A 24860-nucleotide genomic window follows, 5' to 3' on the forward strand; every position below is an offset into this window, starting at 1 on the left:
AAAGCCTGGTAATGTTTACGTCGTCGCCACGGGGAAATTCCCGCGCGACAAACACCTTGTCCGGGTGGCGGAATGGCAGACGCGCTAGCTTGAGGTGCTAGTGCCCTTTATCGGGCGTGGGGGTTCAAGTCCCCCCTCGGACACCAGCCAGGACCCCTGAGAGATCAGGGGTCTTTTGCATGTCCGGGCACATGGGCGGAGACATGCTCGGGGACATGCGCTGAGACATGTGCTGAGACCTGCGCGGGAACCGTCCGGGGGCGTTTCACGCACCGTGTGGGGCATCTCTCGCTCTGTTGAAGATCCCGAGGTCACAGGGGGCGCGGTGGGGCGGGTGGGCGCTCGTACGGCCGTGTCCGGTGGCCGTCGGCAGGTGGGGAAACTAGCGTCGTACTAAAATTTCCGGCTTGTTACGGAGCTGGAGGCGGACAACCCCAGGCAGACCTGCGGACCATCCAGCGCCCCGGAGGCTTCCGGGATCGAGACGCGAGGACCCGATGGCAGCCATTCACGAGAGCGACGCTCTCGGCCTGCTCGACGACGAGATCCGCGAGCGGTTCGGTGACACGGCACGTTTCTCCGGCGGTCAGCCGACCGCGCCGCGCACGCTGATCGATGTCTTCGAGGCGTCGGTGCGGTCCTGGCCCGACGAGCCGGCGCTCGACGACGGGACGGCCCGGCTGAGCTACCGGGCGCTCGCCGTGGCGGTGGCGCGGCTGCGGGCGCGGCTGGCGCGGGCCGGGGTCGGGCGCGGCGACCGGGTCGGGGTGCGGGTGCCGTCCGGGACCAATGACTTGTATGTGGCGATCCTGGCGGTGCTGGCGGCCGGGGCCGCGTATGTGCCGGTGGACGCGGAGGACCCGGACGAGCGGGCCGAGCTGGTGTTCGGCGAGGCCGGGGTGCGGGCCGTGATCGGCGCGGGGCACTCGGTGAGCGGGGCCGGGGAAGAAGCGGAGGCGGCGGGCGAGGCGCGGCCGGGGGTCGAGGACGACGCCTGGATCATCTTCACCTCCGGGTCGACCGGGAAGCCCAAGGGGGTCGCGGTCAGCCATCGCAGCGCCGCCGCGTTCGTGGACGCCGAGGCGGCGCTGTTCCTGGCGGAGGAGCCGATCGGGCCCGGGGACCGGGTGATGGCGGGGCTGTCGGTGGCGTTCGACGCGTCCTGCGAGGAGATGTGGCTGGCCTGGCGGTACGGGGCGTGTCTGGTGCCGGTGCCGCGGGCGCAGGTGCGCAGCGGCGCGGATCTCGGGCCGTGGCTGGTGGAGCAGGAGATCACCGTCGTCTCGACGGTGCCGACGCTGGCCGCGCTGTGGGAGCCGGAGACCCTGGACGACGTACGGCTGTTGATCTTCGGTGGGGAGGCGTGTCCGCCGGAGCTGGCGCAGCGGCTGGTGACGGAGGGGCGGGAGGTCTGGAACACGTACGGGCCGACCGAGGCGACCGTGGTGGCGTGTGCGGCGCTGCTGACCGGGGAGGAGCCGGTGCGGATCGGGCTGCCGCTGACGGGGTGGGAGCTGGCGGTCGTCGATGAGAGCGGTGAGCCGGTGCCGATGGGGGGGAGTGGGCAGCTCGTCATCGGGGGGGTCGGGCTCGCCCGGTATCTGGACGCGGAGAAGGACGCGGAGAAGTACGCGCCGCTGGAGTCGCTGGGGTGGGAGCGGGCGTACCGGAGCGGGGATCTGGTGCGGGCGGACGCCGAGGGGCTGGTGTTCCTCGGGCGGGCCGACGAGCAGATCAAGCTCGGGGGGCGGCGGATCGAGCTGGGTGAGGTGGACGCGGCGCTCCAGGCGCTGCCCGGGGTCGCGGGCGCGGCGGCGGCCGTGCGGACCGCGCGCAGCGGCAATCAGCTGCTGGTCGGGTATGTGGTCACGCAGGACGGGTGGGACCCGGCGGTGGCCGTGCAGAAGCTGCGGGCGGGGCTGCCCGCGGCGCTGGTGCCGCTGCTGGCGCCCGTCGCGGAGCTGCCGACCCGGACGTCGGGGAAGGTGGACCGGGACGCGCTGCCGTGGCCGCTGGAGGGACTGGCGACGGGCGGTCCGGCGGAGCAGTTGTACGGGACGGAGGCGTGGCTCGCCGAGCAGTGGACGGCGGTGCTGGGGGCGCCGGTGGCCAGCGCGTCCGACGACTTCTTCGCGATCGGGGGCGGCAGTCTGGCCGCCGCGCAGCTCACCACCCGGCTGCGGGCGCGGTATCCGAGCGCGGCCGTGCTGGACATCTATCAGCGGCCGACGCTGCGCAAGCTGGCGCGGCGGCTGGAGGAGGCGGCGCAGGAGGACACGACCGCGCGGAAGATCGAGCCGGTGCCGGTGCGGGCGCAGCTCGTGCAGACGCTGGCCCTGGTGCCGCTGTTCTCGCTGCTGGGGCTGCGCTGGACGGTCGTGCTGGCCGCGGCGGGCAATGTGCTCGGTGGGCCCGGCGGGTACGGGTGGCTGCCGGTGGCGCCCTGGTGGGCGGTGATCGCGGGGGCGCTGCTGTTCTTCACGCCGCCGGGGCGGATCGCGCTCGCGGCGGGCGGGGCGCGGCTGCTGCTGCGCGGGGTGCAGCCGGGGCGGTATCCGCGCGGCGGGAGTGTGCATCTGCGGCTGTGGACGGCGGAGCGGCTGGCGGAGTTCAGCGGGGCGACCGGGCTGACCGGGGCGTGGCTGCTGCGGTACGCGCGGGCGCTGGGCGCGAAGGTCGGGCAGGACGCGGATCTGCATTCGCTGCCGCCGGTGACGGGGCTGCTGAAGCTGGGGCGGGGCGCGGCGGTGGAGTCCGAGGTGGATCTGTCGGGGTACTGGCTGGACGGGGACCGGCTGCGGATCGGGGCGGTGAAGGTCGGGGCGCACGCCGTGGTCGGGACGCGCAGTGTGCTGGCGCCGGGGGCGCGGGTCGGCAAGCGGGCCGAGGTGGCGCCGGGTTCGGCGGTCGGCGGGACGGTGCCGACCGGGCAGCGCTGGGCGGGCTCTCCGGCGGTGAAGCTGGGCAAGGCCAAGCGGAACTGGCCCGAGGGGCGTCCGCAGCGGGGCGCGTCCTGGCGGGTGATGTACGGCGTGACGGGTGTGGCGCTGAGTCTGCTGCCGGTGCTGGCGGGGCTCGCGGCGCTGCTGGTGGCGCGGGTGTTCGTGGCGCCGGGCACGGGACTGGGCGCGGCGCTGGCGGGGGCGGCGCAGGCGCTGGTCCCGGCGACGCTGGCGTTCGGGGCGGCGTACGCGCTGCTCATCCTGGTCGGGGTGCGGGTGCTGAGCCTGGGGCTGCGGGAGGGGACGCATCCGACGCACAGCCGGATCGGCTGGCAGGCGTGGACGGTGACGCAGCTGATGGACCGCTCGCGCGAGACGCTGTTCCCGCTGTACGCGGGGCTGGTCACACCGGTGTGGCTGCGGCTGCTGGGGATGCGGATCGGCAAGGGCGCCGAGGTGTCGACGGTGCTGGCGCTGCCGAGCCTGACGACGGTCGGCGAGGGCGCGTTCCTGGCCGACGACACCCTGACCGCGCCGTACGAGCTGGGTGGGGGCTGGATAAGGATCGGGCGGGCCGAGATCGGGCGGCGGGCGTTCCTCGGGAACTCGGGGATGACCGCGCCGGGGCGGACCGTGCCGGACGGCGGGCTGGTCGGGGTGTTGTCGGCGACGCCGAAGAAGGCGAAGAAGGGCACGTCGTATCTGGGGCTGCCGCCGGTGAAGCTGCCGCGCAGCGCGTCGGACGGGGACCAGAGCCGGACGTACGAGCCGCCCGTGCGGCTGCTGTGGGCGCGGGCGCTGGTGGAGCTGTGCCGGTTCCTGCCGGTGCTGTGCTCGGCGGGGCTCGCGGTGCTGACGGTGGCGGCGCTGAGCGCGCTGGGCGGCTGGGCGTGGCTGCTGGGCGGGCCGGTGCTGCTGGGCGCGGGTGTGCTGGCGTGCGCGGTGTCGGTGCTGGCGAAGTGGCTGCTGGTGGGGCGGCACCGGGCCGGGGAGCATCCGCTGTGGAGCAGCTTCGTGTGGCGCAATGAGCTGGCGGACACCTTCGTGGAGGTGCTGGGCGTGCCGTGGCTGGCGGGCGCGGTGCCGGGCACGCCGGTGCTGACGCTGTGGATGCGCGGGCTCGGGGCGCGGATCGGGAAGGGCGTGTGGCTGGAGTCGTACTGGCTGCCCGAGGCGGATCTGGTGTCGCTGGGGGACGCGGTCACGGTGAATCGGGGCTGTGTGCTCCAGACTCACCTCTTCCACGACCGGATCTTGCGGACGGATACTGTGGTTCTCCGTGAGGGCGCGACGCTGGGTCCTGGCGGAATCGTTCTGCCCGGCTCCACGGTCGGGGCCCGTACGACCCTGGGCCCCGCGTCGCTGGTGATGGCGGCGGAGTCCCTCCCCGACGACACCCGCTGGCTGGGCAACCCGATCGAGGCGTGGCGCCGTTAGGGGGTGGGCGCGGTCCCGGCGGGGGACGCGGTACGTCGTACGAGCACAGGGCAGGGAGCAGGCGGGGCAGTGGCAGTTCAGCAGGCGGCGGGTCCTGATCCGTATTTTCCGGGCAATGGTGACGCCCGGTTCCGGGTGCACCGCTATGAACTGGTCGTGGACTACCGGCCGGGGCCGAACCGGCTGGCGGGCACGGCCCGGATCAACGCGATAGCGGGCCGGGTGGCGCTGCACGACTTCCAGCTGAACCTGGCCGACTTCCGGATCGGCCGGGTCCGGGTGGACGGGCGGCAGCCGCACTACACGCATCGCGGGGGGCGGCTGCGGATCAAGCCGCCGAAGGCGATCCGGGCGGGCGCCGCGTTCACGGTGGAGGTGCACTGGTCGGGCAATCCGAAGCCGGTGAACAGTCCCTGGGGCGGGATCGGGTTCGAGGAGCTGACCGACGGGGCGCTGGTGGCCAGCCAGCCGGTGGGGGCGCCGTCCTGGTACCCGTGCAACGACCGGCCCGCGGACAAGGCGTCGTACCAGATCTCGGTGACGACGCCGTCGGCGTACTCGGTGGTCGCCGGGGGGCGGCTGCTGACCCGGACGACGAAGGCGTCCACGACGACCTGGGTGTACGAGCAGGCGGCGCCGACGTCGAGCTATCTGGTCGGGATGTCGATCGGGAAGTACCAGACGGTGCTGCTGGGCGATCCGGGGCCGGGCGGGGTGCCGCAGCACGGGCACATCCCGGCGCAGCTGCTGCCGCAGTTCTCCCGGGACTTCGCGCGGCAGCCGCAGATGATGGAGCTGTTCCAGGAGCTGTTCGGGCCGTATCCGTTCGACGAGTACGCGGTCGTGGTGACGGAGGAGGAGCTGGACGTCCCGGTGGAGGCGCAGGGGCTGTCGCTGTTCGGCGCGAACCATGTGGACGGGGTGCGGGGCGCGGAGCGGCTGGTGGCGCACGAGCTGGCCCACCAGTGGTTCGGCAACAGTGTGTCGATCGCCGACTGGCGGCACATCTGGCTGAACGAGGGGCTCGCCAAGTACGCGGAGTGGCTGTGGTCGGAGCGGTCGGGCGGGCGCCCGGCGCAGCAGCTGGCGGCCCTCGCGCACCGGAAGCTGGCGGGGCTGCGGCAGGATCTGCGGCTGGCCGACCCGGGCCGCAAGCTGATGTTCGACGACCGGCTCTACGAGCGCGGCGGCCTTGCCGTGCACGCGCTGCGCTGCGCGCTGGGCGACGAGGCGTTCTTCCGGATGCTGCGCGGCTGGACGGCGCAGTACCGCAACGGGTCGGCGACGACCGCGATGTTCGCCGCGCACGCCGCGCGCTTCGCGGGTGAGCCGCTGGACGAGCTGTTCGCGGCGTGGGTGTACGGGGCGGCGCTGCCGCCGCTGCCGTCCCTGGCGCCGGGGATGCCCGCCCGGCCGCCGTATCCGCCGAGTGCGGGAGGGGCGGCGTGAGCGGCCGGCGTACGACGCGGCGGCGGGCGTCGGCGGCCCCGGCGGGCTGTCCGTGCGGGCTGCCGGTGCCGTATGAGGAGTGCTGCGGGCGGTTCCACGCGGGGACGGCCGCCGCGCCGACCGCGGAGGCGCTGATGCGGTCGCGGTACTGCGCCTTCGTACGGGGGGACGCGGGGTATCTGCTGCGGACCTGGCATCCGCGGACCCGGCCCGGCACGCTGGACCTCGATCCGGGGACGCGCTGGACCGGTCTGGAGATCCTGGCGACGGTCGACGGGAGCGCCTTCCACAGCACCGGGGTGGTGGAGTTCCGGGCGTCGTACCGGGGCGGGGCGCTGCGTGAGCGGAGCCGGTTCGAGCGGGTGGACGGGGCGTGGGTGTACGTCGACGGGGAGTTCCCGGCGGGCTGAGGGGGCGGCGGGGTCAGGGCGCCAGGATGTCCAGTTCCTGGAGGGCGCCGACGGTGATCTCACGGGTGAGGTGTTCGGCGCGGGCGGCGTCGCGCTCACGGACCGCCTCGGCGACCTGGACATGCAGGGTGACGGCGGCCGGGTCGGGGTCCTCGAACATCACGTCGTGCTCGGTGCGGCCGGTGAGCACTCCGGCGACTACATCGCCGAGCCGGGCGAACATCTCGTTGCCGGACGCCGCGAGGATCACCCGGTGGAAGGCGATGTCGTGGAAGAGGTACTTGTCCAGGCGCCCGCCGCGTGAGTTGGCGACCATCCCGAGGGCGCACTCGGTGAGTTCGGCGCACTGCTCCGGGGTGGCGTGCTGGGCGGCGAGTCCGGCGGCGACCGGTTCGACGGCCGAGCGCAGCACGGTCAGGGAGCGCAGTTGGCGGGGGCGGTCGCTGCCGGCCAGCCGCCAGCGGATGACCTGCGGGTCGTAGACGTTCCACTCGGACTCCGGGCGGACCGTGACACCGACCCGGCGGCGCGACTCGACCAGGTGCATGGACTCCAGGACCCGTACCGCCTCGCGCATCACCGACCGGGAGACGTCGAAGCGCTGGGCGAGTTCGTCCGTGCGCAGAACGCTTCCCGGGGGATAGCCGCCCGCTGTGATCTCGGGGCCGAGGGTGTCCAGTACCCGGCCGTGCAGCCCCCGGCCCGCTGTGCTCATGCACTCAGCGTACGGGGCGGATCACAGCAAGAAAAAGTCAGACTTATTCATCACAAGCTCTTGAATTAGTCGTACCTAATGGGTTTCAGTGTCTCGACATCAAGGTGAGGTCCCTATGCCGACGAAGACGGCGAAGGCGACTAACGCGACGAACACGGCGAACACGGCGAAGACAGCGAGGCAGCAACGATGAGCACCCCCCACGTCGTCGTGGTCATGGGCGTCGCGGGCACCGGCAAGACCACGATCGGTCCCTTGCTCGCCGCCCGGCTCGGCGTCCCGTACGCCGAGGGCGACGACTTCCATCCGCCCGCCAACATCGCCAAGATGTCGGCCGGGACGCCCCTGACCGACGAGGACCGGTGGCCCTGGCTCGACGCGATCGGCTCCTGGGCGGACGGCCGGAGCGGGCTCGGCGGGGTGGTGAGCAGCTCGGCGCTGAAGCGGAGCTACCGGGACCGGCTGCGGACCGCCGCGCCGGGGCTGGTCTTCGTCCACCTCACCGGCGACCGCGCCCTGATCGAGGACCGGATGGCCCACCGGCGCGGGCACTTCATGCCGACCGCGCTGCTGGACTCGCAGTTCGCCACGCTCGAACCGCTCGGGCCGGACGAGTCCGGCGTCGCCGTCGATGTCTCCGGCACACCGGAGGACATCACGGACCGGGCCGTACGGGCGCTGGCCGCCGTCCAGTAGCCCCCGCTTCTCCCCCTCCCCCCAACATCCCCCGTCCCCCGTATCTGCAAGGGAATCACCCGTGACCAGACTCAGCGTCGAGGTGCTGGCAGCGGACACCGTCGAGCCGATCACCTCGGCCGGACATGCCCAGTTGGGCATCGCCGTCCTGGCCGGTATCGCCGTCATCGTCCTGCTCATCACCAAGTTCAAGCTGCACGCCTTCCTGTCCCTGACCATCGGTTCGCTGGCGCTCGGCGCGTTCGCCGGGGCGCCGCTGGACAAGGTCATCAAGTCCTTCACCAGCGGGCTCGGGACCACCGTCGCCGGTGTGGGCGTGCTGATCGCGCTGGGCGCGATCCTCGGCAAGATGCTCGCCGACTCCGGTGGTGCCGACGAGATCGTGGACACGATCCTCGCGAAGACCGGTGGGCGGTCGATGCCGTGGGCGATGGTGCTGATCGCCTCGGTGATCGGACTGCCGCTGTTCTTCGAGGTCGGTGTGGTGCTGCTGATCCCGGTGGTGCTGATGGTCGCCAAGCGCGGCAACTACTCGCTGATGCGGATCGGCATCCCCGCGCTCGCCGGTCTCTCCGTGATGCACGGACTGGTGCCGCCGCACCCCGGCCCGCTGGTCGCGATCGACGCGGTGGACGCCGATCTGGGCATCACGCTGGCGCTCGGTGTGCTGGTGGCGATCCCGACGGTGATCATCGCCGGACCGCTGTTCGCCAAGTACGCGGCCCGCTGGGTGGACGTCCCGGCGCCCGAGCGGATGATCCCGCAGCGCGCCTCGGAGACCCTGGAGAAGCGGCCGAGCTTCGGCGCCACGCTGATCACCATTCTGCTGCCGGTCATCCTCATGCTGTCCAAGGCGCTGGTGGACATCGTGATCGACGACCCCGAGAACACCACCCAGCGGATCTTCGACGTCGTCGGCTCCCCGATGATCGCGCTGCTGGCCTCGGTCCTGGTCGGCATCTTCACCCTGCTGCGGCCCGCCGGGTTCGCCAAGGAGCGGGTGTCGGGGATGGTCGAGAAGGGGCTCGCGCCGATCGCGGGCATCCTGCTGATCGTCGGCGCGGGCGGCGGCTTCAAGCAGACGCTGATCGACTCCGGGGTCGGCCAGATGATCCTGGAGATATCCGAGAACTGGGCTATCCCGACGCTGCTGCTGGCCTGGCTGATCGCGGTCGTGATCCGGCTCGCGACCGGTTCGGCGACCGTGGCGACCGTCTCCGCGGCCGGTCTGGTCGCGCCCCTCGCCGCCGGGATGTCCAGCGGGGAGACCGCGCTGCTGGTGCTGGCCATCGGCGCCGGGTCGCTGTTCTTCAGCCATGTCAACGACGCCGGGTTCTGGCTGGTCAAGGAGTACTTCGGGCTGGACGTCGGGCAGACCATCAAGACCTGGTCGGTGATGGAGACGATCATCTCGGTGGTCGCCGGGGCGTTCGTGCTGCTGCTGTCCCTGGTGATGTAGCGGCGGGTCCGTGACGGCGGTCGCGCGGGGACGGCTCGCGGCGAGGGCGATGGCGAGGTCATGGCCATAAGGGACCGGTTCGTAGCGATATTGGTACGGACTTGATCTCCTCGTGCCTTTTCTGTTGACGCCGGCTGGATGATGATGGAACGGCTTCGGCCGACCCGGATCGGTCGCCGGGGATCATCACAGCGGGGGGCGTCATGGCGGTTTCCCTGGGGACACGTGTCTCGGGGTGGCTGGTTGCGGGGGCGGTGGCGAGCGTCGCCGTCGTCCTCACGGACGGCGGACGTGACGCCGTGACCCTCCCGGACCGGTCCGGCGGCCCCGTGGTCGTCACCCCGTCGTCCGGAGCGGTGGGCGGTACGGCCACGCCCGCGCCGCCGCTCGCGCCCCCGCCCCCGCTGTCGTCGCCCGCCGGGGGCGTCGCCGCCCCCACCATCACCGGCCCGCCGACACCGGTGACCCGCGCGCCGCGTGACGTGCCCGTGCCCGGCCCCTCCGCGACCGGCCACCCCGGGACGGTACGGCTGCGCTGGCTGCCGCCCGGACCGGTCTCCCCGGACGCCGACCGGACCGCCGACCCGGCGAGCGTGTACGACGTGCTGCGCGACCCCGGCCGCTGCGGTGAGGCGCTGGCCGCGGTGCCCGCGGCGGCCGACGACCCCGAGTGGCAGGTGCTGCGCGGGCTCGCCTCGGCGTGTCTGGCCGTACAGGGGCGGCACGGCGACTGGGACACCGCCCGACAGGCGCGGGACGCGGTCGCGGACGCGGAGACCGGCGACGGCAGTTGCAAGGGACGGGCCGCGCTCGCCGTGCTCGACGGGCTGCTGGAGTTCCAGCGGCGCCATCCCGGGCGCAGCGCGGTGCTCGGCTCCGCCACCGAGACGGCCCCCGCCTGTGCCTTCACGATCGCGTCCGTGGACAGCGGCAGCGCGGTGGCGGTGCGGCCCGGGGAACGGGTCCGGACCGGATTGAGCGGGGCGTTCTTCGATGTCGCCGAACTCGCGGTGGGCGGCGAGGTGCTGGTCGACGGGCATCCGGTCACCGTGACGCCCGAGGGGCCGGACACGGTGACGTTCGTGGTGCCCGCGCTGACGGGCCTGCCCCGGACGGTGGGGGTCACCGTGCGGTACGGGGGTGTGGCGGCGGTGCTGGAGGGGGCGTTCGGGGTGGTCCCGGCGGGGCCGGGGTCGGGGCCGGGGTCTGAGCCGGGGTCGGAGCATCCGGGCGGGTCTGGGGGGACGCCGGGTGAGGCGCCGCCGGGTGAGGCGCCGCCGGGTGGGGTGGCGGCTGGAGGGTCGTCGGGCGAAGGGTCGTCGGGCGGGGCGGCGGGCGAGGGGTCGGCAGCGGTGGTTGATCCGCCGATGGGGCTCGCGCCTGGGGCGCTGCCGGTCGTGCCGTCGGGCGGGCCGCCGCCTGTCGTACCTCCGGTCGGGCCGCCGGTCGGACCGCCAGTCGCACCGCCGAGCGGACCGCCTGCCCTACCTCCCGCCGTGACGCCTGTCGTGCCGCCGCCTGTCGTGCCGCCGGGCGCGTCTCCCGTCACGTCTCCCGTCGTGCCGGACGGGGAGGGGGAGACGCCGCCGGAGTCCGTGGCCGAGGGCCCGGAGACGGTGGAGGAGTCCGCGCCCGGGTCGGCATCCGTGCCCCCGCCCGCCTCTGCATCCGGGTCGGCATCCGTGCCCGCGCCCGCCTCTGCATCCGCGTCGGCATCCGTGCCCGCGCCCGCGCCCGCGTCCCCATCCGCATCCGTGCCCGCGCCCGCGCCCGCGTCCTGAGCCGTCGTCAGCGCCGGGGCGTCAGCGGAGCCAGCCGTCGTGGCGGCGGGTCGCCCACTCCCGGCTGACCGAACCGGTGCGCATCCCGCGCCGGGACTCCGGGTCGGCCAGGGCCATGCCGACATGACCGGCCAGGACGATGCCGAGGGTCAGGGCCAGCCAGTCGTGGACGAAGGTGGCGGCGGTGCGCCAGCGCAGCGGGGTGAGGCCGGTGAACCACATCAGCAGCCCCGTGCCCAGCATCACCAGCACCGCCCCGGCGAGCCAGGACGCGTAGATCTTCTGGCCCGCGTTGAACTTGTCCGCGGGGCGGTGGCCTCGGCGGCGCAGGGCGGCGCGCAGCCAGACCTTGTCGTGCGGGCCGAAGCGGTTGAGCCGGCCGAGGTCGGCGCGGAAGGCGCGGGAGGCGAGTCCGGTCAGCACCGGGACGGGCAGCGCCAGGCCGGACCACTCGTGCAGCCGGACCAGCAGGGCACGGCGGCCGACCAGTTGGGCGAGTTCGGGGACGTAGAGACAGGCGGCGGTCAGGACGCAGACGCCCATCAGCGCGGCGGTGGTGCGGTGGATCCAGCGTTCGGCCCGGGTGAAGCGGGGGACGCGGGCGGTCGGCGGGGCGTCAGCTCGTAGGGACATCGTCACGTCCGTTGGAGCGGCCCACCCAGGCGTCGGTGTCGTAGCCGCGTTCCTCCCAGTAGCCGGGCTCGACGTCCTCGGTGAGGGTGATGCCGGAGAGCCATTTCGCGGACTTGTAGAAGTACATCGGGGCCACATAGAGGCGGACCGGGCCGCCGTGGGCGTGTCCGAGGTCCTCGTCGCGCATCCGCAGGGCCACCAGGACATCGGCGCGGCGGGCCTGTTCGAGGGTGAGGCTCTCGGAGTAGGTGCCGTCGAAGCAGTCGAAGCGGACCGCGCGGGCGGCCGGGCGGACCCCGGCGGCGTCCAGCAGCCGGGACAGCCGTACGCCCTCGAAGGCGGTGTCGGGGACGCGCCAGCCGGTGACGCACTGGACGTCGCGGACCAGCCGGGTCTGCGGCAGGGCGCGGAGGTCGGCGAGGGTGAGGGTGGTGGGCCGGTCGACCAGGCCGCCGACGGTGAGGCGGTAGTCGGCGGCGGTTCTGCGGGGGACGGACGCGGCGACCGAGTAGTAGCGGAAGCCGCCGCCGTTGGGGAGGAGGTCGGTGAGGCCGGTCGGGTCCTTGTCGGAGGCACCGGCGAGGAACGACTCCAGGCCGCGCTGGAGCGCGGGTGCGGCGAGCACGCCGAGGGCGCCCAGGCCCAGGGTGCCGAGGAGGACGCGGCGGCCGACGGGGGCGCCGCGGGGGTCGGAGGTCACCCGTTCATTCGAGCACCCGCGAACCCGGTCGGGCCAGGGTTCGCGGGTGGCCGTCAGACTTCCGTCATCCGGGACGGCGGGGCGGTCAGTCCTCGTCCGACCCGGCCGCCTTCTCCAGCTGGAACGCCTCGTTGCCGAGGCCGATCCGGGCGTGCGCCTCGGGGTTGCGGGCCCGCATGACCAGGCCCTGGGCCAGACCCGCGAGGACGGCCAGGCCGATGATGCCGGGCAGTACCCAGCGCAGCGAGGAGTCCGGTCCGGCGCCGACCAGGACGTCGAAGTCCTTGACCGTGTAGACCGCGATCACCAGCAGCGCGATCCCGGCGAGCGAGGAGGTGACCAGGCGCCACGCCTGGGTGCCCGCGGCGCCGCGCCGGACGAAGAACACCACCACGGACAGGGAGGCGGCGGCCATCAGCACGATCACCCCGAGCGCGCCGAGGTTCCCGAACCAGGTGAACAGGTGCAGGATCGGCGCGGTCGGGTCGCCGTCCGGCTTGTCGTCGGTGACCGCGAAGGCGATCACGATGACGGCGGAGACCACGGTCTGGAGCAGCGAGCCGGTGCCGGGGGCGCCGCTGGAGCCGGTGGTGCGGCCGAAGGCGGACGGGAGCAGTCCCTCACGGCCCATGGCGAAGGCGTACCGGGCGACGACGTTGTGGAAGCTGAGCAGCGCCGCGAACATGCCGGTCACGAAGAGGACGTGCATGACGTCGGTGAAGGTCTCGCCGAGCCGTGCCTCGGTGAGGAAGAACAGCAGTCCCGCGCTCTGTTCCTGGGCCGTCGGCACGATCTGCTGCGGTCCGGCGGCGACCGTGAGGGCCCAGCTGCTGAAGGCGAAGAAGACCGCGACACCGGCGACGGCCAGGAACATCACCCGGGGCACCAGGATGTGCGGCCGGCTGGTCTCCTCGGCGTACACGGGGGCCTGCTCGAAGCCGAGGAAGGCGGCGATGCAGAAGCACAGGGCGGTGCCGACGCCCGCGCCGGAGAGGGTCTCCGGGTTGAAGGCGTGCAGGGAGAGCCCCTCGGGGCCGGGGTCGCCGAGCGCGGCGATGTCGAAGACGACCACCAGGGCCACCTCGATGATCAGCAGTACGCCGAGCACCTTGGCGTTGACGTCGATCTTCAGCCAGCCGAGCGCGCCGACCAGGGCCAGCGCCAGCAGCGCCGGAATCCACCAGGCGACGGTGATGTCGGCGTACGTCTGGAGCAGTCCGGCGACCTCGAAGCCGAAGATGCCGTAGATACCGGCCTGGAGGGCGTTGTAGGCGACCAGGGCGACCATCGCGGCGCCCGCTCCCGCGGTGCCGCCGAGGCCCCGCGAAATGTAGGCGTAGAACGCGCCCGCGTTGTGGACATGGCGGCTCATCTCGGCGTACCCGATGCCGAACAGGACGAGGACCACGCCGAGGAGGACGAACAGCAGGGGCTGTCCGACGATGCCCATCACCGCGTATGTGGTGGGCATGACACCTGCGACCACCATGAGGGGGGCGGTCGCGGCGAGTACGGAGAGCAGCAGGCCCCCGGTGCCGAGCCGGTCGGCGCGCAGTGCGCGCTCCTGGCCCTTGAAGGTGCTGATGCCGTCGGAGGCGGCGGTCTGTCTGCTGGTGCGGGGAGTGCCGGTGCTCATGCGGAGCGGGTCCTTTCGGGCGCGGTCGGATCAGGGTGCTGCGGGGTGTACGGGTACGGCTGGGGGTGCTGCGGGTGTTCGGGTACGGCTGGGTGGTGCTGCGAGGTGCTCAGGTGTGCGGGGCGTGCGAGGTGCGCGGGGCGTGCGGGTGCTCCGGGGGGTTCATGTCGGGCCGCGGAGTGTTCATGTCGTGCCGAGCGCGTTGTCGCGGGCCGTGCGGAACGCCGTGTACGGGTCGCGGTCCGGGTACGACCAGGGCTGCGGGGTGAAGCGCTCGCCGATGCGGTGGAAGAGGGCAGCCGCCTCGGCCGGGCGGCCCTCGCAGACCTTGGCGTGGGCGAGGAAGTTCAGGTCGACCAGTCGGCGCGGATGCTCCTCGTGCTCCCACTCCAGCCACCAGTCGAACGCGGCCTTCATCACCTGGCGGGCCCGGCGTCCGTCCCAGTGCCCGGAGGCAGCCGGGTCGGTCGGCAGATGGCCCGCGGCGGCCAGCACCCGGAACCGCTCGGCGTGCGCCACCACGGGGAGGATGGCGAGCGGGGAGTCGGCGGGGGCCTGCTCGGCGGCCCAGTTGGCGAAGTCGTACACCTCGTGCAGCGGGTCGGCACCGGCCTCGGTGAGCCGCTCGGCGAGCCGCGCCACCAGGAGGTGGTGGGCGTGGTGGTGGTCGGGATGGCGGTGGCGGGCCTCGTCGAAGAGCCGGACCACGTCCTCCTCGGAACCGAGGGATCGTTCCAGCAGGAGCAGTCCGAGCCAGGGGGTGGGGTCGGCCGGGACGCGCCGGGCGGCGGCGCGGCACGCGTCGCGGGCTCGGTCCGGCTTCTGCTTGCCGCGCAGGGCGCGGTGCACCTGGGCGAAGGCGACGAGCACGGCGGCGTCGCCGGACTCGGGCTCGGCGAGCTGCCACTCGCCCGCCCAGGCGGCGGAGTACGACTCGGCGCCCAGGACCGTGATCCGGTGGCCCCGGCGGTCCCAGTCGTCGGCGGTGCGCACCAGCAGGGAACGGACGGCCTGCCAGCGGCCCTGGGCCAACGCGGCACGCGCGGCACTGAGTTCGGTGTCGTCGAGAGCCGCGTCATGAGCCTGGGCCGCTCGCCTGCGGCCTCGGCCGAGAGGAGGCGGGGGTGGGGACACCGCGGGAACTTCCTGAGCGACGATGCGGATGGTCGGCGTGCTATCGGCCGATCACGGACAGCAAACCGGCAGCCAACGCTCAGCGTCAAGTGTGTTCCACTCGTGACACGCGTCAACTCGTGGGAAAGGCGCGACAGTTGTGTCGACTTCATGGAGATCGACGTACACGGACCCTGATACGGGCTCACGAATGTGAGCTAAGTCACATAGTCGATTCTCGGCCATGAACCCGGAGAACGGTCGGCGAGTCGACGTCGTCCGACCGGTGCGCGGAGTGCGGCACTCCGGTTTTCCGGAGGTGGTGTGGCGTGCGTCATAGCGGTACCGGGTGGCGCCCCCGACCATGGGGAGCACGCATTCAGCGCCCCCCGGCAGATCCGCCGCCGCAGCTCCCCCGCTGCCCCGGCCCCCCGCGTTCGGGCGCTCCCCAGGGGCAGCGACGCCCCCGGTCCCCTACAGTCGGCCGTACCGCACCCCGTGTTTCCGGCCGGATGATCCCGAGGTACAGCGTGTCGGTTCTGGTTCTGGTTCTCGCCGTGAGTGCCGCGTGCTGTCTGGGCTTCGGCTTCGTCCTCCAGCAGAACGCCGCACAGCGGGCGCCGCTGGGCGACTTCCTCTCCCCGCGGCTGCTGCTCGACCTGATGAAGGTGCCGCGCTGGCTCGGCGGCATCGCCCTGATGGCCGCCGGTATGGCGCTCGGCGCGGTCGCCCTCGGCCAGGGCCAGCTGTCCCTGGTGGAACCCCTGCTGGCGACGAACCTGCTGTTCGCCCTCGCGCTCTCCCGGCGCCAGACCAAGCAGCCGCTGGGCCGCCAGGGCTGGGCCGGGCTCGGTCTGCTGGCGGGCGGGGTCACCGCGTTCATCGTCGCCGGACAGCCGCACGGCGGCACGGCGGTGGTCGAACCGCTGCGGCACTGGCTGATCATCGGCGTGATGGTGGGGCTCGCGCTGCTCCTCACCGCGTACGCCAAGCGCTTCCGGCTGGGCTCCGCCCCGGTGCTGCTGGCCCTGGCGGCGGGCCTCCTCTACGGCGTGCAGGACGCGCTGACCCGGGTCAGCGGCCAGCGGTTCGGCGACGGCGGGATCGTGGCGGTGCTCACCAGCTGGCAGCCGTACGCCGTGCTGCTGCTCGGGATCACCGGGCTGATCCTGGTGCAGAGCGCCTTCGAGACGGCGTCGCTGCGGATGTCGCTGCCCGCGCTGACCGCCGCCCAGCCGATCGCCGGGATCATCTGCGGCGTCGGCTTCCTCGGCGACCGGCTGCGCACCGACGCGGGCGCCCTGGCCTGGGAGGCGGCGGGGCTCGCGGCGGTGGTCGCGGGCATCGTCCTGCTGGGGATGCACCCGGCGATGCCTCGCGGGGCGACCTCGGCGACCACGGCGACGATGGGGCAGCTCCAGCCGGTCCGGCCCAGCTGAGGGGACGGTTGGAGGGCTCGCGGGGCGGGGCGGGGCGTGCGGGGGCGGCGGCCCGGCTCTGATGGGATGCCTCCATGAGCGACGCCCCTATGAGCGACGGCCCCCTTGCTGGCGCCGATCCCGCCGATCCGGCTGATCCGGCTGATCCGGCCGATCCGGCTGATCCCGCTGATCCCGCTGATCCCGCTGATCCGGCTGATCCCGCTGATCCGGCTGACGAGATCCTCGATGTCGTCGACGAGTACGACCAGGTGACGGGACAGGCCCCGCGCGGTGCCGTCTACGCCGGAGGGCTCCGGCACAGATGTGTGTTCGTGCAGGTCAGGGATGGTGCCGGGCGGATCTTCGTGCATCGGCGGACGGCGACCAAACTGGTGTTCCCGTCGCTCTACGACATGTTCGTCGGCGGTGTGGTCGGCGCGGGCGAGTCGTACGACACGGCGGCGCTGCGCGAGGCCGAGGAGGAACTGGGGGTCACGGGGCTGCCGACCCCGTCGTACCTGTTCAAGTTCCTCTACGACGACGGGGCCGGGCGGAGCTGGTGGTCGGCGGTGTACGAGGTGCGCTGTGAGCTGCCGGTGCGGCCCCAGGCCGAGGAGGTCGCCTGGCACGCCTTCCTGCCGGAGGGCGAGATCGAGCGGCGGCTCGGCCCGGACGACGGCCCCGACGACGGCTGGGAGTGGGTGCCGGACGGGCTGGCGGCGTACCGGCGGCTGCGGGACCAGCCGGGGGGCCGGGGCTAGCCACGGTCGAGGCACCGGGGCGCAGGGGCTAGCCGCGCCCTCTCCCCGGCCCGGCGCTAGGGTCGGGCGTGTGAGCGAATTCGTCAGGAACGTCCGGCTGTGGTTCGCGCCCGAGCAGGTCCGCGCGGAGGGCGCCACGCCGGACTACCGCTTCTCGCTGGCGAACGAGCGGACGTTTCTGGCCTGGCTGCGCACCGCCCTGGCGCTGATCGGCGGCGGGTTCGCCGTGGACCAGTTCCTGCCGGAGCTGCGCTGGGCGGTCCGGGTCGCGCTGGCGCTGGCGCTGCTCGCGGCCGGGGTCCTGTGCTCGCTGCGGGCGGTCAACCACTGGGTGCGCTGCGAGCGGGCCATGCGGCGCGGCGAGGACCTTCCGGTGTCCCGGTTCCCGGCGCTGCTGAGCCTGGTCGTCGCCCTGGTGGCGCTGGGCATGGTCGTGGTCGTGCTGTTCGGCTGGGAGGGGTGAGCGGGGCGTGAGCGCCGAGGCCACGCCCGTACGGGACCCGGGGCTCCAGCCGGAACGGACCAGGCTGGCCTGGCGGCGGACCACCCTCGCGGGCACGGTCGCCGCGATCCTCGCCGTACGGACCACCGTGCGCGGCGGGATCTCGGTGGGGTCCGTGCTGGCCTGTGCCGCCTGCTGTCTGCTGTGGCTGGGCTTCCTGCTGATCGCGCATCGCCGGATACGCGCCCTCGCGGGCTCCGTCCGGCCGTCCGGGCTGCCGCACCGGCAGGCCGCCGCCGCGACCCTGTGCACGGTGGCGCTCGCGGTCTGCGCGGCGGCGGCGATCATCCTCTGACGGCCCGCGCGCCCCTCGGCGAGGCACCCGGGTGATACGCCCCATATGCTCACTTTTGTAGCTTTGATATGGCACCCTGTTCGACGCCGTCCCCGACCCAAGGTGAGCGCCATGACCACCACGCACCTCGAACACACCACCCACACGCACCGCCACGGCCCGGACTGCGGGCACACGGCCGTCCCGCACGGCGACCATGTCGACTACGCGCACGACGGACATCTGCACCGCGCGCACGAGGGGCACTGGGACGAGTGCGAGGCCGCCGGACACACCGCCCACGCGGAGCACCAGCACCGGCACGGCGAGGACTGCGGCCACGCCTCGGTCCTGCACGGCGACCATGTCGACTACCTCCACGACGGCCACCGGCACGCGGCGCACGGCGACCACTGGGACGACCACTAGGACGACCACTAGGACGACCCGCAGAGCCCGCCCCCGGGGACGGGCTCCAATAGGGCGCGCTCCCCGGAGCGGCTCCCTAGGACGGCCCCCAGAGCCTCCCCGCGGCCGAAAACCACCCTCTGACGGCTCCCCGCACACCCCGCGGGGAGCCGTCGGCCTAGGGTGGGCCCGATCACGTTCACCCGTGGGCGTCTGGACGACATACCGACCGGTCGGCATCATGAGTCACGTCTTATTCACGCTTCCGTAGGAGCGACGATGGCTGCCGACCACCCACCCGGTCTCGATCCCGTCCGGCTGCGCGCCCTCCTGGACCGTGAGCGGCCCGGACTGGTGGCCGGACCGCTGACGGCCCGGCTGATCGAGGGCGGACGCTCCAACCTCACGTACCGGGTCACCGACGGCGTCGGCCGCTGGGTGGTGCGGCGGCCCCCGCTCGGCCATGTGCTGGCCACCGCGCACGACATGCGGCGCGAGCACCGGGTGATCAGCGCCCTGCACGCGACCGCCGTCCCGGTACCGGAACCGCTGCTGCTGTGCGAGGACGAGGAGGTGCTCGGGGCGCCGTTCTACGTGATGGAGCATGTGCCCGGCACCCCGTACCGCACCGCGCAGCAGCTCGCCCCGCTGGGCCCGGAGCGGACCCGGCAGGCGGTGCTCGGGCTGGTCGACACCCTGGTCGAGCTGCACGCGGTGGACCCGGAGGCGGTGGGGCTCGGCGACTTCGGGCGCCCCGAGGGGTTCCTCGACCGGCAGCTGCGCCGCTGGGGCAAGCAGCTGGACGCCTCCCGCAACCGTGACCTGGCCGGCGTCGACGAACTGCACGCTGCCCTGGGCCGGGCGCTGCCCCGCTCCCCCGCCCCGACGGTGATCCACGGCGATTACCGGCTCGACAACGTGCTGCTGGACGGCTCGGACCGGATCACGGCCGTCCTCGACTGGGAGATGTCCACGCTCGGCGATCCGCTGACCGACCTGGGGCTGCTGGCGATGTACAGCATCCCGCTCGGCGCGCCCGACTCGCCGGTCTCCACCACCGCCGAGGCCGCCGGGCATCCGTCGCCCGCCGAGCTGATCGAGCGGTACGCGGCCCGGTCCGGGCGCGATGTGTCGGCGGTCGCCTGGTACACCGCGTTCGCCTGGTTCAAGCTCGCGGTGATCCTGGAGGGCATCCACTACCGCTACACGCTGGGCCAGACGGTCGGCCCCGGCTTCGACCGGATCGGCGGCCTGGTGCCCGTCTTCATCGAGCACGGCCTGACGACGCTCCGCGGCCACCAGGACACCCCCCGTCCCCCGCACCACCCCGAGGAAGGCTGACGCCATGGACTTCGCGTTCGACGCGCGCACCGAGGAACTGCGCGGCTCCCTGCTCGCCTTCATGGACGAGCATGTGTACCCGGCCGAGGCGGTCGCCGAGGAGCAGCGGGCGGCCCTGGCCTCCCCCTGGGACACCCCCGCCGTGGTGGCGGAGCTGAAGGCGGAGGCCCGGCGGCGCGGCCTGTGGAACCTGTTCCTGCCGGACGCCGAGTACGGGGCCGGGCTGACCAACCTCCAGTACGCGCCGCTCGCCGAGATCACCGGCCGCTCCCCGCATCTCGCGCCCATCGCGACCAACTGCGCCGCCCCGGACACCGGGAACATGGAGGTGCTGGCGCAGTTCGGCGACGACGAGCAGAGGAAGCGGTGGCTGGAACCCCTGCTCGCCGGGGAGATCCGCTCGGCGTTCGCCATGACCGAGCCGGAGGTGGCCTCCGCCGACGCCACCAACATCACCACCCGCATCGAGCGGGACGGCGACGACTATGTGATCACCGGGCGCAAGTGGTACATCTCCGGGGCGATGAACCCGGACTGCGCGGTCTTCATCGTGATGGGCAAGACCGACCCGGACGGCCCCGACATCCGCCGTCAGCAGTCCATGGTCCTGGTCCCGCGCGACACGCCCGGAGTGACCGTACGGCGCGCCATGCGCGTGTTCGGTTACGAGGACCACTCCCACGGCGGCCACGCCGAGGTGGTCTTCGACCGGGCGCGGGTCCCGGCGTCGGCCCTGATCGGCGAGGAGGGCGGCGGGTTCGCCATCGCGCAGGCCCGGCTCGGCCCCGGCCGGATCCATCACTGCATGCGGCTGATCGGGATGGCGGAACGGGCGATCGAGCTGATGTGCCGCCGGGCGGTGTCCCGGACCGCCTTCGGCAAGGCACTGGGGCAGCAGGGTGTGGTGCAGAACTGGATCGCGGACGCGCGGGTGACCGTGGAGCAGCTACGGCTGCTGGTGCTGAAGACGGCCTGGCTGATGGACACCGTCGGCAACCGGGGCGCGCACACCGAGATCCAGGCCATCAAGATCGCCACACCCCGCGCGGTCGTCGGCATCCTGGACCGGGCGATCCAGTTGCACGGGGCGGGCGGGGTCAGCCAGGACTTCCCGCTGGCGGAGCTGTACGCCGCCGCGCGGACCCTGATGATCGCGGACGGGCCGGACGAGGTGCATCAGCGTTCGCTGGCGCGCAGGGAGCTGAAGGGGTACCTGTAGAGGTACCCGCGAGGGGCACACGGGTGCGGGGCGGTGAGCGTGACGACCGCCCCGCACCCGTAGGCCGGGCACGGTCCGGGGCGCTCCCGCGCGGGGGCCGGGAGGAGGCGGTGGGCCGGTCGGCGCGGGTGATCTGGAGGCCCTCCCGCGCGGGGAGCCGGGAGTCTCACTGGCACGGGTCGGCGACGGCAGCGGCGGGGCGCTCGCGCGCGGGGGCCAGGAGGAGGCGGTGAGCTGGTCGGCGCGGGTGGTCTGGGGGCGCTCCCGCGCGGGGGCGGGACCACTCGCAGGCCAGGACCCACCGGAACGCCGGGGCGCTCCCCCGCGCGGATGCCGGGCGCCGCCGGGAGCGGCCACGCACACGGACGCCGGGTGCCACCTGGAGCGCACGCCCGCACCGACACGCCGGACGCCACCCGGGTGCGCCGCCCCGCGCGGGGCGGGCTTCCGCAGCACCAGGCACCACCAGTAGCGGGGGGCCCCGCGCGGACCCGGCTTCCCTGCGTCAGACGCCCCCGTAGCGGGCCCCGCGCGGACACCGCTCCTGCACGCCGGGCAACCACCCACAGCGAGCCCCCACCGACCCGACTCCCCCCCGTCAGGCGCCACCCAAAGCGGGCCCCGCGCAGACACCGCTCCTGCACGCCAGGCAACCACCCACAGCGAGCCCCCACGGACCCGGCTCCCCCGTCAGGCGCCGCCCAAAGCGGGCCCCGCGCGGACCCGGCTTCCCCCAGCGCCACTCACCACCCGCAGCGGGCCCCACGCGGGGCGCAGGCACCACGCAGAAGCTGCCCCGCGCGGGGCAGCAGACGCCGCACGAATCCCGCCCCGCTCGGGGCGCGGGCGCCGCCCGACACTCACCGCACTCGGGGCACGGGCGCCACCAGAATCCCGCCCCGCTCAGGGCGCGGGCGCCGCCCGACACTCACCCCACTCGGGGCGCAGACGCCGCACGAATCCCGCCCCGCTCAGGGCGCGGGCGCCGCCCGACACTCACCGCACTCGGGGTGCGGGCGCCGCCAGAATCCCGCCCCGCGCGGGCCCGCTTCCTACGGGCGCAGCGCCCTCAGCAGCAGGTCCGCCAGGTGGTCGGCGACCTCCTGGGGGCTGAGCGGGCCGTCGGGGCGGTACCAGGTCGACAGATGGTGGACGGACCCGAAGTGGTAGTCCACGACCAGGTCGGCCGGGGTGGCGTCGGAGAAGACGCCCTCGCGCTGGCCCTCCTCGATGAGCGCGCGGAACCGTTCGTGGTAGCGGCGGCGCTCGGCGCGTACCTGCTTGTTCTTCTCCGGGCCGAGATGGTGCATGGAGCGGAAGAAGATCATGGCGTCGTCGAGGTTCTCGATGGTGGTGACGACCACGTCCGCCGCCGCGTCCCGCAGCCGCTTGTCCACCGGCTCGTCGGCGTCGGCGAAGGCGTCGAGACGTTCCTGCTGGACGCGGAGCACCCGCGCGTAGACCTCGTGCAGCAGATCGTCCTTGGAGCCGAAGTAGTGGTAGAGCGCCCCCTTGGTGACGCCCGCGGCCTCGACGATCTCCTGGACCGAGGTCCGGTCGTAGCCCTGCTCGGCGAAGAGCCGGGTGGCGGCGGCGAGCAGCCGCTGGGGGACGGGCGCCCCGTCCCCGTCCGTCGTTCTGGGCACTGCCGCCACCTGCCTTCCGTGATGTTCTACCGTCGTTCCCGCGAACGGGAGCGCAACTCCCGACGGGGGATCTTCCCATCCGCCGCGTCCGGCGCGCCGGGCAGGACCCCGCTCACCGCTCCGCCTCCCACTTCTGCTGGAGCTGGTTCATCCCGGTCAGCCAGCGGTCCGGGTCGCCGGAGCGGGCCCGGTAGTAGTCGGCGACCTCGGGATGCGGCAGGATCAGGAACCGCTCCTCGGCCATGCCCTGGAACAACGCGTCGGCCACGTCCTTCGGCTCAATGGCGGTCGGACGCAGGACCAGGTCGCCCGCGCTGCCGGACGCCTCCAGCATGTCGGTGCGCACCCCCTGGGGACAGACCGCGTGCACCTTCAGCCCGCGGTGCCGGTACGTCAGCGACAGCCACTCGGCGAAGGCGAAGGCGCCGTGCTTGGTGACGCTGTAGGGGGCGGCGCCGATCATGGTGAGCAGCCCGGCGGCCGACACGGTGGACACGAACCGTCCCTCGCCGCGCTCCAGCCAGCCCGGCAGCAGCGCCCGCGCGGCCCGGACGTGGGCCATCACATTGACGTCCCAGGCGGCGTCCCACACCTCGTCCGCGGCCCGCTCCGACCCGCCCGAGCCGAGCCCGGCGTTGGCGCAGTACACGTCGACCCGGCCGTCGAGGGCGTCGAGCGCGGCCGGGGCGATGCCGGAGGCGTCCCCGGCCAGCGCGGTCCCGCCGATCTCCTGGGCGACGGCCTCCGCCTTCGCCGGGTCGAGGTCGTTGACCACGACCCGGGCGCCTTCCTGGGCGAACCGCCGCGCGAGGGCGGCCCCGATCCCGTCGCCCGCTCCCGTGACGACCACTCCGGCACCCCGCACGCTGACCACCATCGCCCTCCAGTCCTGCCGCTCCCGGTCCCCGCCGATCCAGACTAACCGGTCGGTATGTGCGGAGGAAGCGAGATCCGGCCGACCGACACACCCGGTCGGCACCCTCCCCACCGGCGCCGCGACCCCCTACCGTCCCCCTCATGCCTCCCACCAGACGTACGGTCCTGGCCGGAACGGCCGCCGCCCTCACCGTCTCCGCGCCCGCCGCCACGGCCGCGGACCGGCACACCTCCGCCCGCACCGGCTTCGAACGCCTCGTCGCCGACGGCTACGCCCCGCTCGGCGGTGAGCGGGTCGGAGTCGTCACCAACCCGACCGGGGTGACCCGGGACGTCCGGCACATCGTGGACGTGATGCACGCCGACGACCGGGTCGACCTGGTCGCGGTCTTCGGTCCGGAGCACGGCTTCCGGGGCACCGCGCAGGCCGGCGGCTCCGAGGGCCGCTACGACGACCCGGCGACGGGTCTGCCCGTGTACGACACCTACGGTCGGCGGGGTCAGCCGCTGGCCGACATCTTCACGGCGTCCGGTGTGGACACCGTCGTCTTCGACATCCAGGATGTCGGCGCCCGGTTCTACACCTACATCTGGACGCTGTTCGACTGCATGGAGGCGGCCCGGCTGGCCAAAAAGCGCATGGTGGTGCTGGACCGGCCCAACCCGGTCACCGGGCGCGGGGCGTCCGGTCCGGTGCTGAAGCCGCAGTTCGCCAGCTTCGTCGGGCGGCAGCCGATCGCGCAGGCGCACGGGATGACCGTGGGCGAACTGGCGCGGCTGTTCGCCGGGGAGTTCCTGCCCGCGCCCCCGGCGCTGGACGTCGTACCGATGAGTGGCTGGCGGCGGGCGGACTTCTACGACCGGTCGGGGCTGCCGTGGGTGCCGCCGAGTCCGAACATGCCGACGCCGGAGACCGCGCTCGTGTACGCGGGGACGTGTCTGTTCGAGGGGACGAACCTGTCCGAGGGGCGGGGCACCACGCGGCCCTTCGAACTGCTCGGCGCGGAGGGCCTGGACGGGCGCTGGGCCGCCGCCGCCGGGGAACTGGACCTGCCCGGTGTGCGGTTCCGGGAGGCGTACTTCACACCGACGTTCTCCAAGTTCCCCCACCGCACCGTCGGCGGGGTGCAGGTCCATGTGCACGACCGGCGGGTCTACGACCCGGTGCGTACCGGGATCGGGCTGCTGGTCACGGCCCGGCGCGCGTGGGCGGAGTTCCACTGGCTGCCGAACCACTGGATCGACACGCTCACCGGGTCCACCCTGGTCCGCACGATGATCGACGCCGGGGCGGGGACCGATGACGTGGTGGCGGCCTGGCAGGACGAGTTGGCGGTGTTCCGGCGGACACGGGCGCGGTATCTGCTGTACCGGTGAGGCGGGACGGCGGGCGGCGGGCGGTGGGCGGTGGACGCGGGTCGCCTTGTCACCCGTCACCCGT

At 73.4% G+C, this 24860-nt stretch carries 22 protein-coding genes and 1 tRNA gene; 16 read left to right on the plus strand and 7 right to left on the minus strand.

Annotated elements, in window-relative coordinates; all coding sequences use genetic code 11:
* Positions 1-58: 58 nt before the first annotated feature.
* The 4 genes from AB0D49_RS10830 (at position 59) to AB0D49_RS10845 (ending at position 6238) form a co-directional block, all read left to right on the plus strand.
* A tRNA-Leu gene (locus AB0D49_RS10830) sits at positions 59-146 on the plus strand.
* Positions 147-497: 351 nt separating this feature from the next.
* Positions 498-4379: a Pls/PosA family non-ribosomal peptide synthetase gene (locus tag AB0D49_RS10835; RefSeq protein ID WP_362754204.1), complete on the plus strand. Its 3882-nt coding sequence runs from the start codon at positions 498-500 to the stop codon at positions 4377-4379.
* Between the two features lie 69 nt (positions 4380-4448).
* Positions 4449-5828, plus strand: coding sequence for a M1 family metallopeptidase (locus AB0D49_RS10840; RefSeq protein ID WP_362754208.1), 1380 nt, complete (start codon positions 4449-4451; stop codon positions 5826-5828).
* Between the two features lie 59 nt (positions 5829-5887).
* A complete protein-coding gene (locus AB0D49_RS10845; protein ID WP_362754585.1) occupies positions 5888-6238 on the plus strand; it encodes a YchJ family metal-binding protein in 351 nt (116 codons plus the stop codon).
* Between the two features lie 13 nt (positions 6239-6251).
* On the opposite strand, the gene AB0D49_RS10850 is transcribed toward AB0D49_RS10845, so the two are convergent.
* Positions 6252-6953, minus strand: a complete 702-nt coding sequence (locus AB0D49_RS10850; protein ID WP_362754210.1) for a FadR/GntR family transcriptional regulator — start codon at positions 6951-6953, stop codon at positions 6252-6254.
* 189 nt (positions 6954-7142) lie between these two features.
* Between AB0D49_RS10850 and AB0D49_RS10855 the strand changes: the two genes are divergently transcribed.
* The 3 genes from AB0D49_RS10855 to AB0D49_RS10865 all read left to right on the plus strand — a co-directional run bounded on the left by AB0D49_RS10855 (position 7143) and on the right by AB0D49_RS10865 (position 10889).
* Positions 7143-7649 (plus strand): gluconokinase, encoded by a 507-nt coding sequence (locus tag AB0D49_RS10855; protein WP_362754213.1) that lies wholly within the window; start codon positions 7143-7145, stop codon positions 7647-7649.
* Positions 7650-7710: 61 nt separating this feature from the next.
* The gene (locus tag AB0D49_RS10860) at positions 7711-9108 is read left to right on the plus strand and encodes a gluconate:H+ symporter (protein ID WP_362754217.1); all 1398 of its coding nucleotides are present in this window, start codon (positions 7711-7713) and stop codon (positions 9106-9108) included.
* 203 nt (positions 9109-9311) lie between these two features.
* On the plus strand, positions 9312-10889 hold the full coding sequence (locus AB0D49_RS10865) for a hypothetical protein (protein WP_362754220.1): 1578 nt from the start codon (positions 9312-9314) through the stop codon (positions 10887-10889).
* A gap of 21 nt (positions 10890-10910) precedes the next feature.
* On the opposite strand, the gene AB0D49_RS10870 is transcribed toward AB0D49_RS10865, so the two are convergent.
* The 4 genes from AB0D49_RS10870 to AB0D49_RS10885 form a co-directional block, all read right to left on the minus strand.
* Complete coding sequence (locus AB0D49_RS10870) at positions 10911-11522, minus strand: cytochrome b/b6 domain-containing protein (RefSeq protein WP_362754223.1); 612 nt, start codon at positions 11520-11522, stop codon at positions 10911-10913.
* Complete coding sequence (locus tag AB0D49_RS10875; protein WP_362754226.1) at positions 11506-12222, minus strand: molybdopterin-dependent oxidoreductase; 717 nt, start codon at positions 12220-12222, stop codon at positions 11506-11508. The genes AB0D49_RS10870 and AB0D49_RS10875 overlap by 17 nt, the downstream gene beginning before the upstream one ends.
* Before the next feature lie 85 nt (positions 12223-12307).
* Positions 12308-13858 (minus strand): APC family permease, encoded by a 1551-nt coding sequence (locus AB0D49_RS10880; protein ID WP_362754229.1) that lies wholly within the window; start codon positions 13856-13858, stop codon positions 12308-12310.
* A 183-nt stretch (positions 13859-14041) separates the two neighbouring features.
* On the minus strand, positions 14042-14992 hold the full coding sequence (locus tag AB0D49_RS10885; RefSeq protein WP_362754232.1) for a hypothetical protein: 951 nt from the start codon (positions 14990-14992) through the stop codon (positions 14042-14044).
* A gap of 509 nt (positions 14993-15501) precedes the next feature.
* Between AB0D49_RS10885 and AB0D49_RS10890 the strand changes: the two genes are divergently transcribed.
* From AB0D49_RS10890 to AB0D49_RS10925, 8 genes are all read left to right on the plus strand, one after another.
* Positions 15502-16410, plus strand: a complete 909-nt coding sequence (locus AB0D49_RS10890) for a DMT family transporter (protein WP_362754235.1) — start codon at positions 15502-15504, stop codon at positions 16408-16410.
* Between the two features lie 105 nt (positions 16411-16515).
* Complete coding sequence (locus AB0D49_RS10895; RefSeq protein WP_362754238.1) at positions 16516-16665, plus strand: hypothetical protein; 150 nt, start codon at positions 16516-16518, stop codon at positions 16663-16665.
* A complete protein-coding gene (locus tag AB0D49_RS10900; protein WP_362754241.1) occupies positions 16662-17153 on the plus strand; it encodes an NUDIX domain-containing protein in 492 nt (163 codons plus the stop codon). Before AB0D49_RS10895 ends, AB0D49_RS10900 begins: the two co-directional genes overlap by 4 nt.
* A gap of 70 nt (positions 17154-17223) precedes the next feature.
* Positions 17224-17616, plus strand: coding sequence for a DUF202 domain-containing protein (locus AB0D49_RS10905; protein WP_362754244.1), 393 nt, complete (start codon positions 17224-17226; stop codon positions 17614-17616).
* Between the two features lie 7 nt (positions 17617-17623).
* The gene (locus AB0D49_RS10910; RefSeq protein ID WP_362754247.1) at positions 17624-17950 is read left to right on the plus strand and encodes a DUF202 domain-containing protein; all 327 of its coding nucleotides are present in this window, start codon (positions 17624-17626) and stop codon (positions 17948-17950) included.
* A gap of 111 nt (positions 17951-18061) precedes the next feature.
* Positions 18062-18358, plus strand: coding sequence for a hypothetical protein (locus AB0D49_RS10915; protein ID WP_362754250.1), 297 nt, complete (start codon positions 18062-18064; stop codon positions 18356-18358).
* 258 nt (positions 18359-18616) lie between these two features.
* On the plus strand, positions 18617-19678 hold the full coding sequence (locus tag AB0D49_RS10920) for a phosphotransferase family protein (RefSeq protein ID WP_362754253.1): 1062 nt from the start codon (positions 18617-18619) through the stop codon (positions 19676-19678).
* 4 nt (positions 19679-19682) lie between these two features.
* Entirely contained in the window at positions 19683-20897 is a 1215-nt protein-coding gene (locus AB0D49_RS10925; RefSeq protein WP_362754256.1) for an acyl-CoA dehydrogenase family protein, read from the plus strand.
* A 1052-nt stretch (positions 20898-21949) separates the two neighbouring features.
* Here AB0D49_RS10925 and AB0D49_RS10930 read toward each other — a convergent pair.
* Positions 21950-22543 carry a TetR/AcrR family transcriptional regulator gene (locus tag AB0D49_RS10930; RefSeq protein ID WP_362754259.1) on the minus strand — a complete coding sequence of 198 codons (594 nt, stop codon included), beginning with the start codon at positions 22541-22543 and terminating at the stop codon, positions 21950-21952.
* A gap of 112 nt (positions 22544-22655) precedes the next feature.
* On the minus strand, positions 22656-23420 hold the full coding sequence (locus AB0D49_RS10935) for an SDR family oxidoreductase (RefSeq protein ID WP_362754262.1): 765 nt from the start codon (positions 23418-23420) through the stop codon (positions 22656-22658).
* Between the two features lie 140 nt (positions 23421-23560).
* Here AB0D49_RS10935 and AB0D49_RS10940 point away from each other — a divergent pair, with 140 nt between their 5' ends.
* Complete coding sequence (locus AB0D49_RS10940; protein WP_362754265.1) at positions 23561-24796, plus strand: DUF1343 domain-containing protein; 1236 nt, start codon at positions 23561-23563, stop codon at positions 24794-24796.
* Positions 24797-24860 lie beyond the last annotated feature (64 nt).

The sequence above is a fragment of the Streptomyces sp. NPDC048290 genome (assembly GCF_040652095.1).
GTDB lineage: Bacteria > Actinomycetota > Actinomycetes > Streptomycetales > Streptomycetaceae > Streptomyces.

Excerpts from the sequence above, each read along its gene's own strand:
- AB0D49_RS10920 (WP_362754253.1), top strand. The coding sequence starts at position 18,617 with ATGGCTGCCGACCACCCACCCGGTCTCGATCCCGTCCGGCTGCGCGCC.
- AB0D49_RS10915 (WP_362754250.1), top strand. The coding sequence starts at position 18,062 with ATGACCACCACGCACCTCGAACACACCACCCACACGCACCGCCACGGC.
- AB0D49_RS10835 (WP_362754204.1), top strand. The coding sequence starts at position 498 with ATGGCAGCCATTCACGAGAGCGACGCTCTCGGCCTGCTCGACGACGAG.
- AB0D49_RS10925 (WP_362754256.1), top strand. The coding sequence starts at position 19,683 with ATGGACTTCGCGTTCGACGCGCGCACCGAGGAACTGCGCGGCTCCCTG.
- AB0D49_RS10880 (WP_362754229.1), bottom strand. The coding sequence starts at position 13,858 with ATGAGCACCGGCACTCCCCGCACCAGCAGACAGACCGCCGCCTCCGAC.
- AB0D49_RS10935 (WP_362754262.1), bottom strand. The coding sequence starts at position 23,420 with ATGGTGGTCAGCGTGCGGGGTGCCGGAGTGGTCGTCACGGGAGCGGGC.
- AB0D49_RS10855 (WP_362754213.1), top strand. The coding sequence starts at position 7,143 with ATGAGCACCCCCCACGTCGTCGTGGTCATGGGCGTCGCGGGCACCGGC.
- AB0D49_RS10870 (WP_362754223.1), bottom strand. The coding sequence starts at position 11,522 with ATGTCCCTACGAGCTGACGCCCCGCCGACCGCCCGCGTCCCCCGCTTC.
- AB0D49_RS10850 (WP_362754210.1), bottom strand. The coding sequence starts at position 6,953 with ATGAGCACAGCGGGCCGGGGGCTGCACGGCCGGGTACTGGACACCCTC.
- AB0D49_RS10940 (WP_362754265.1), top strand. The coding sequence starts at position 23,561 with ATGCCTCCCACCAGACGTACGGTCCTGGCCGGAACGGCCGCCGCCCTC.
- AB0D49_RS10865 (WP_362754220.1), top strand. The coding sequence starts at position 9,312 with ATGGCGGTTTCCCTGGGGACACGTGTCTCGGGGTGGCTGGTTGCGGGG.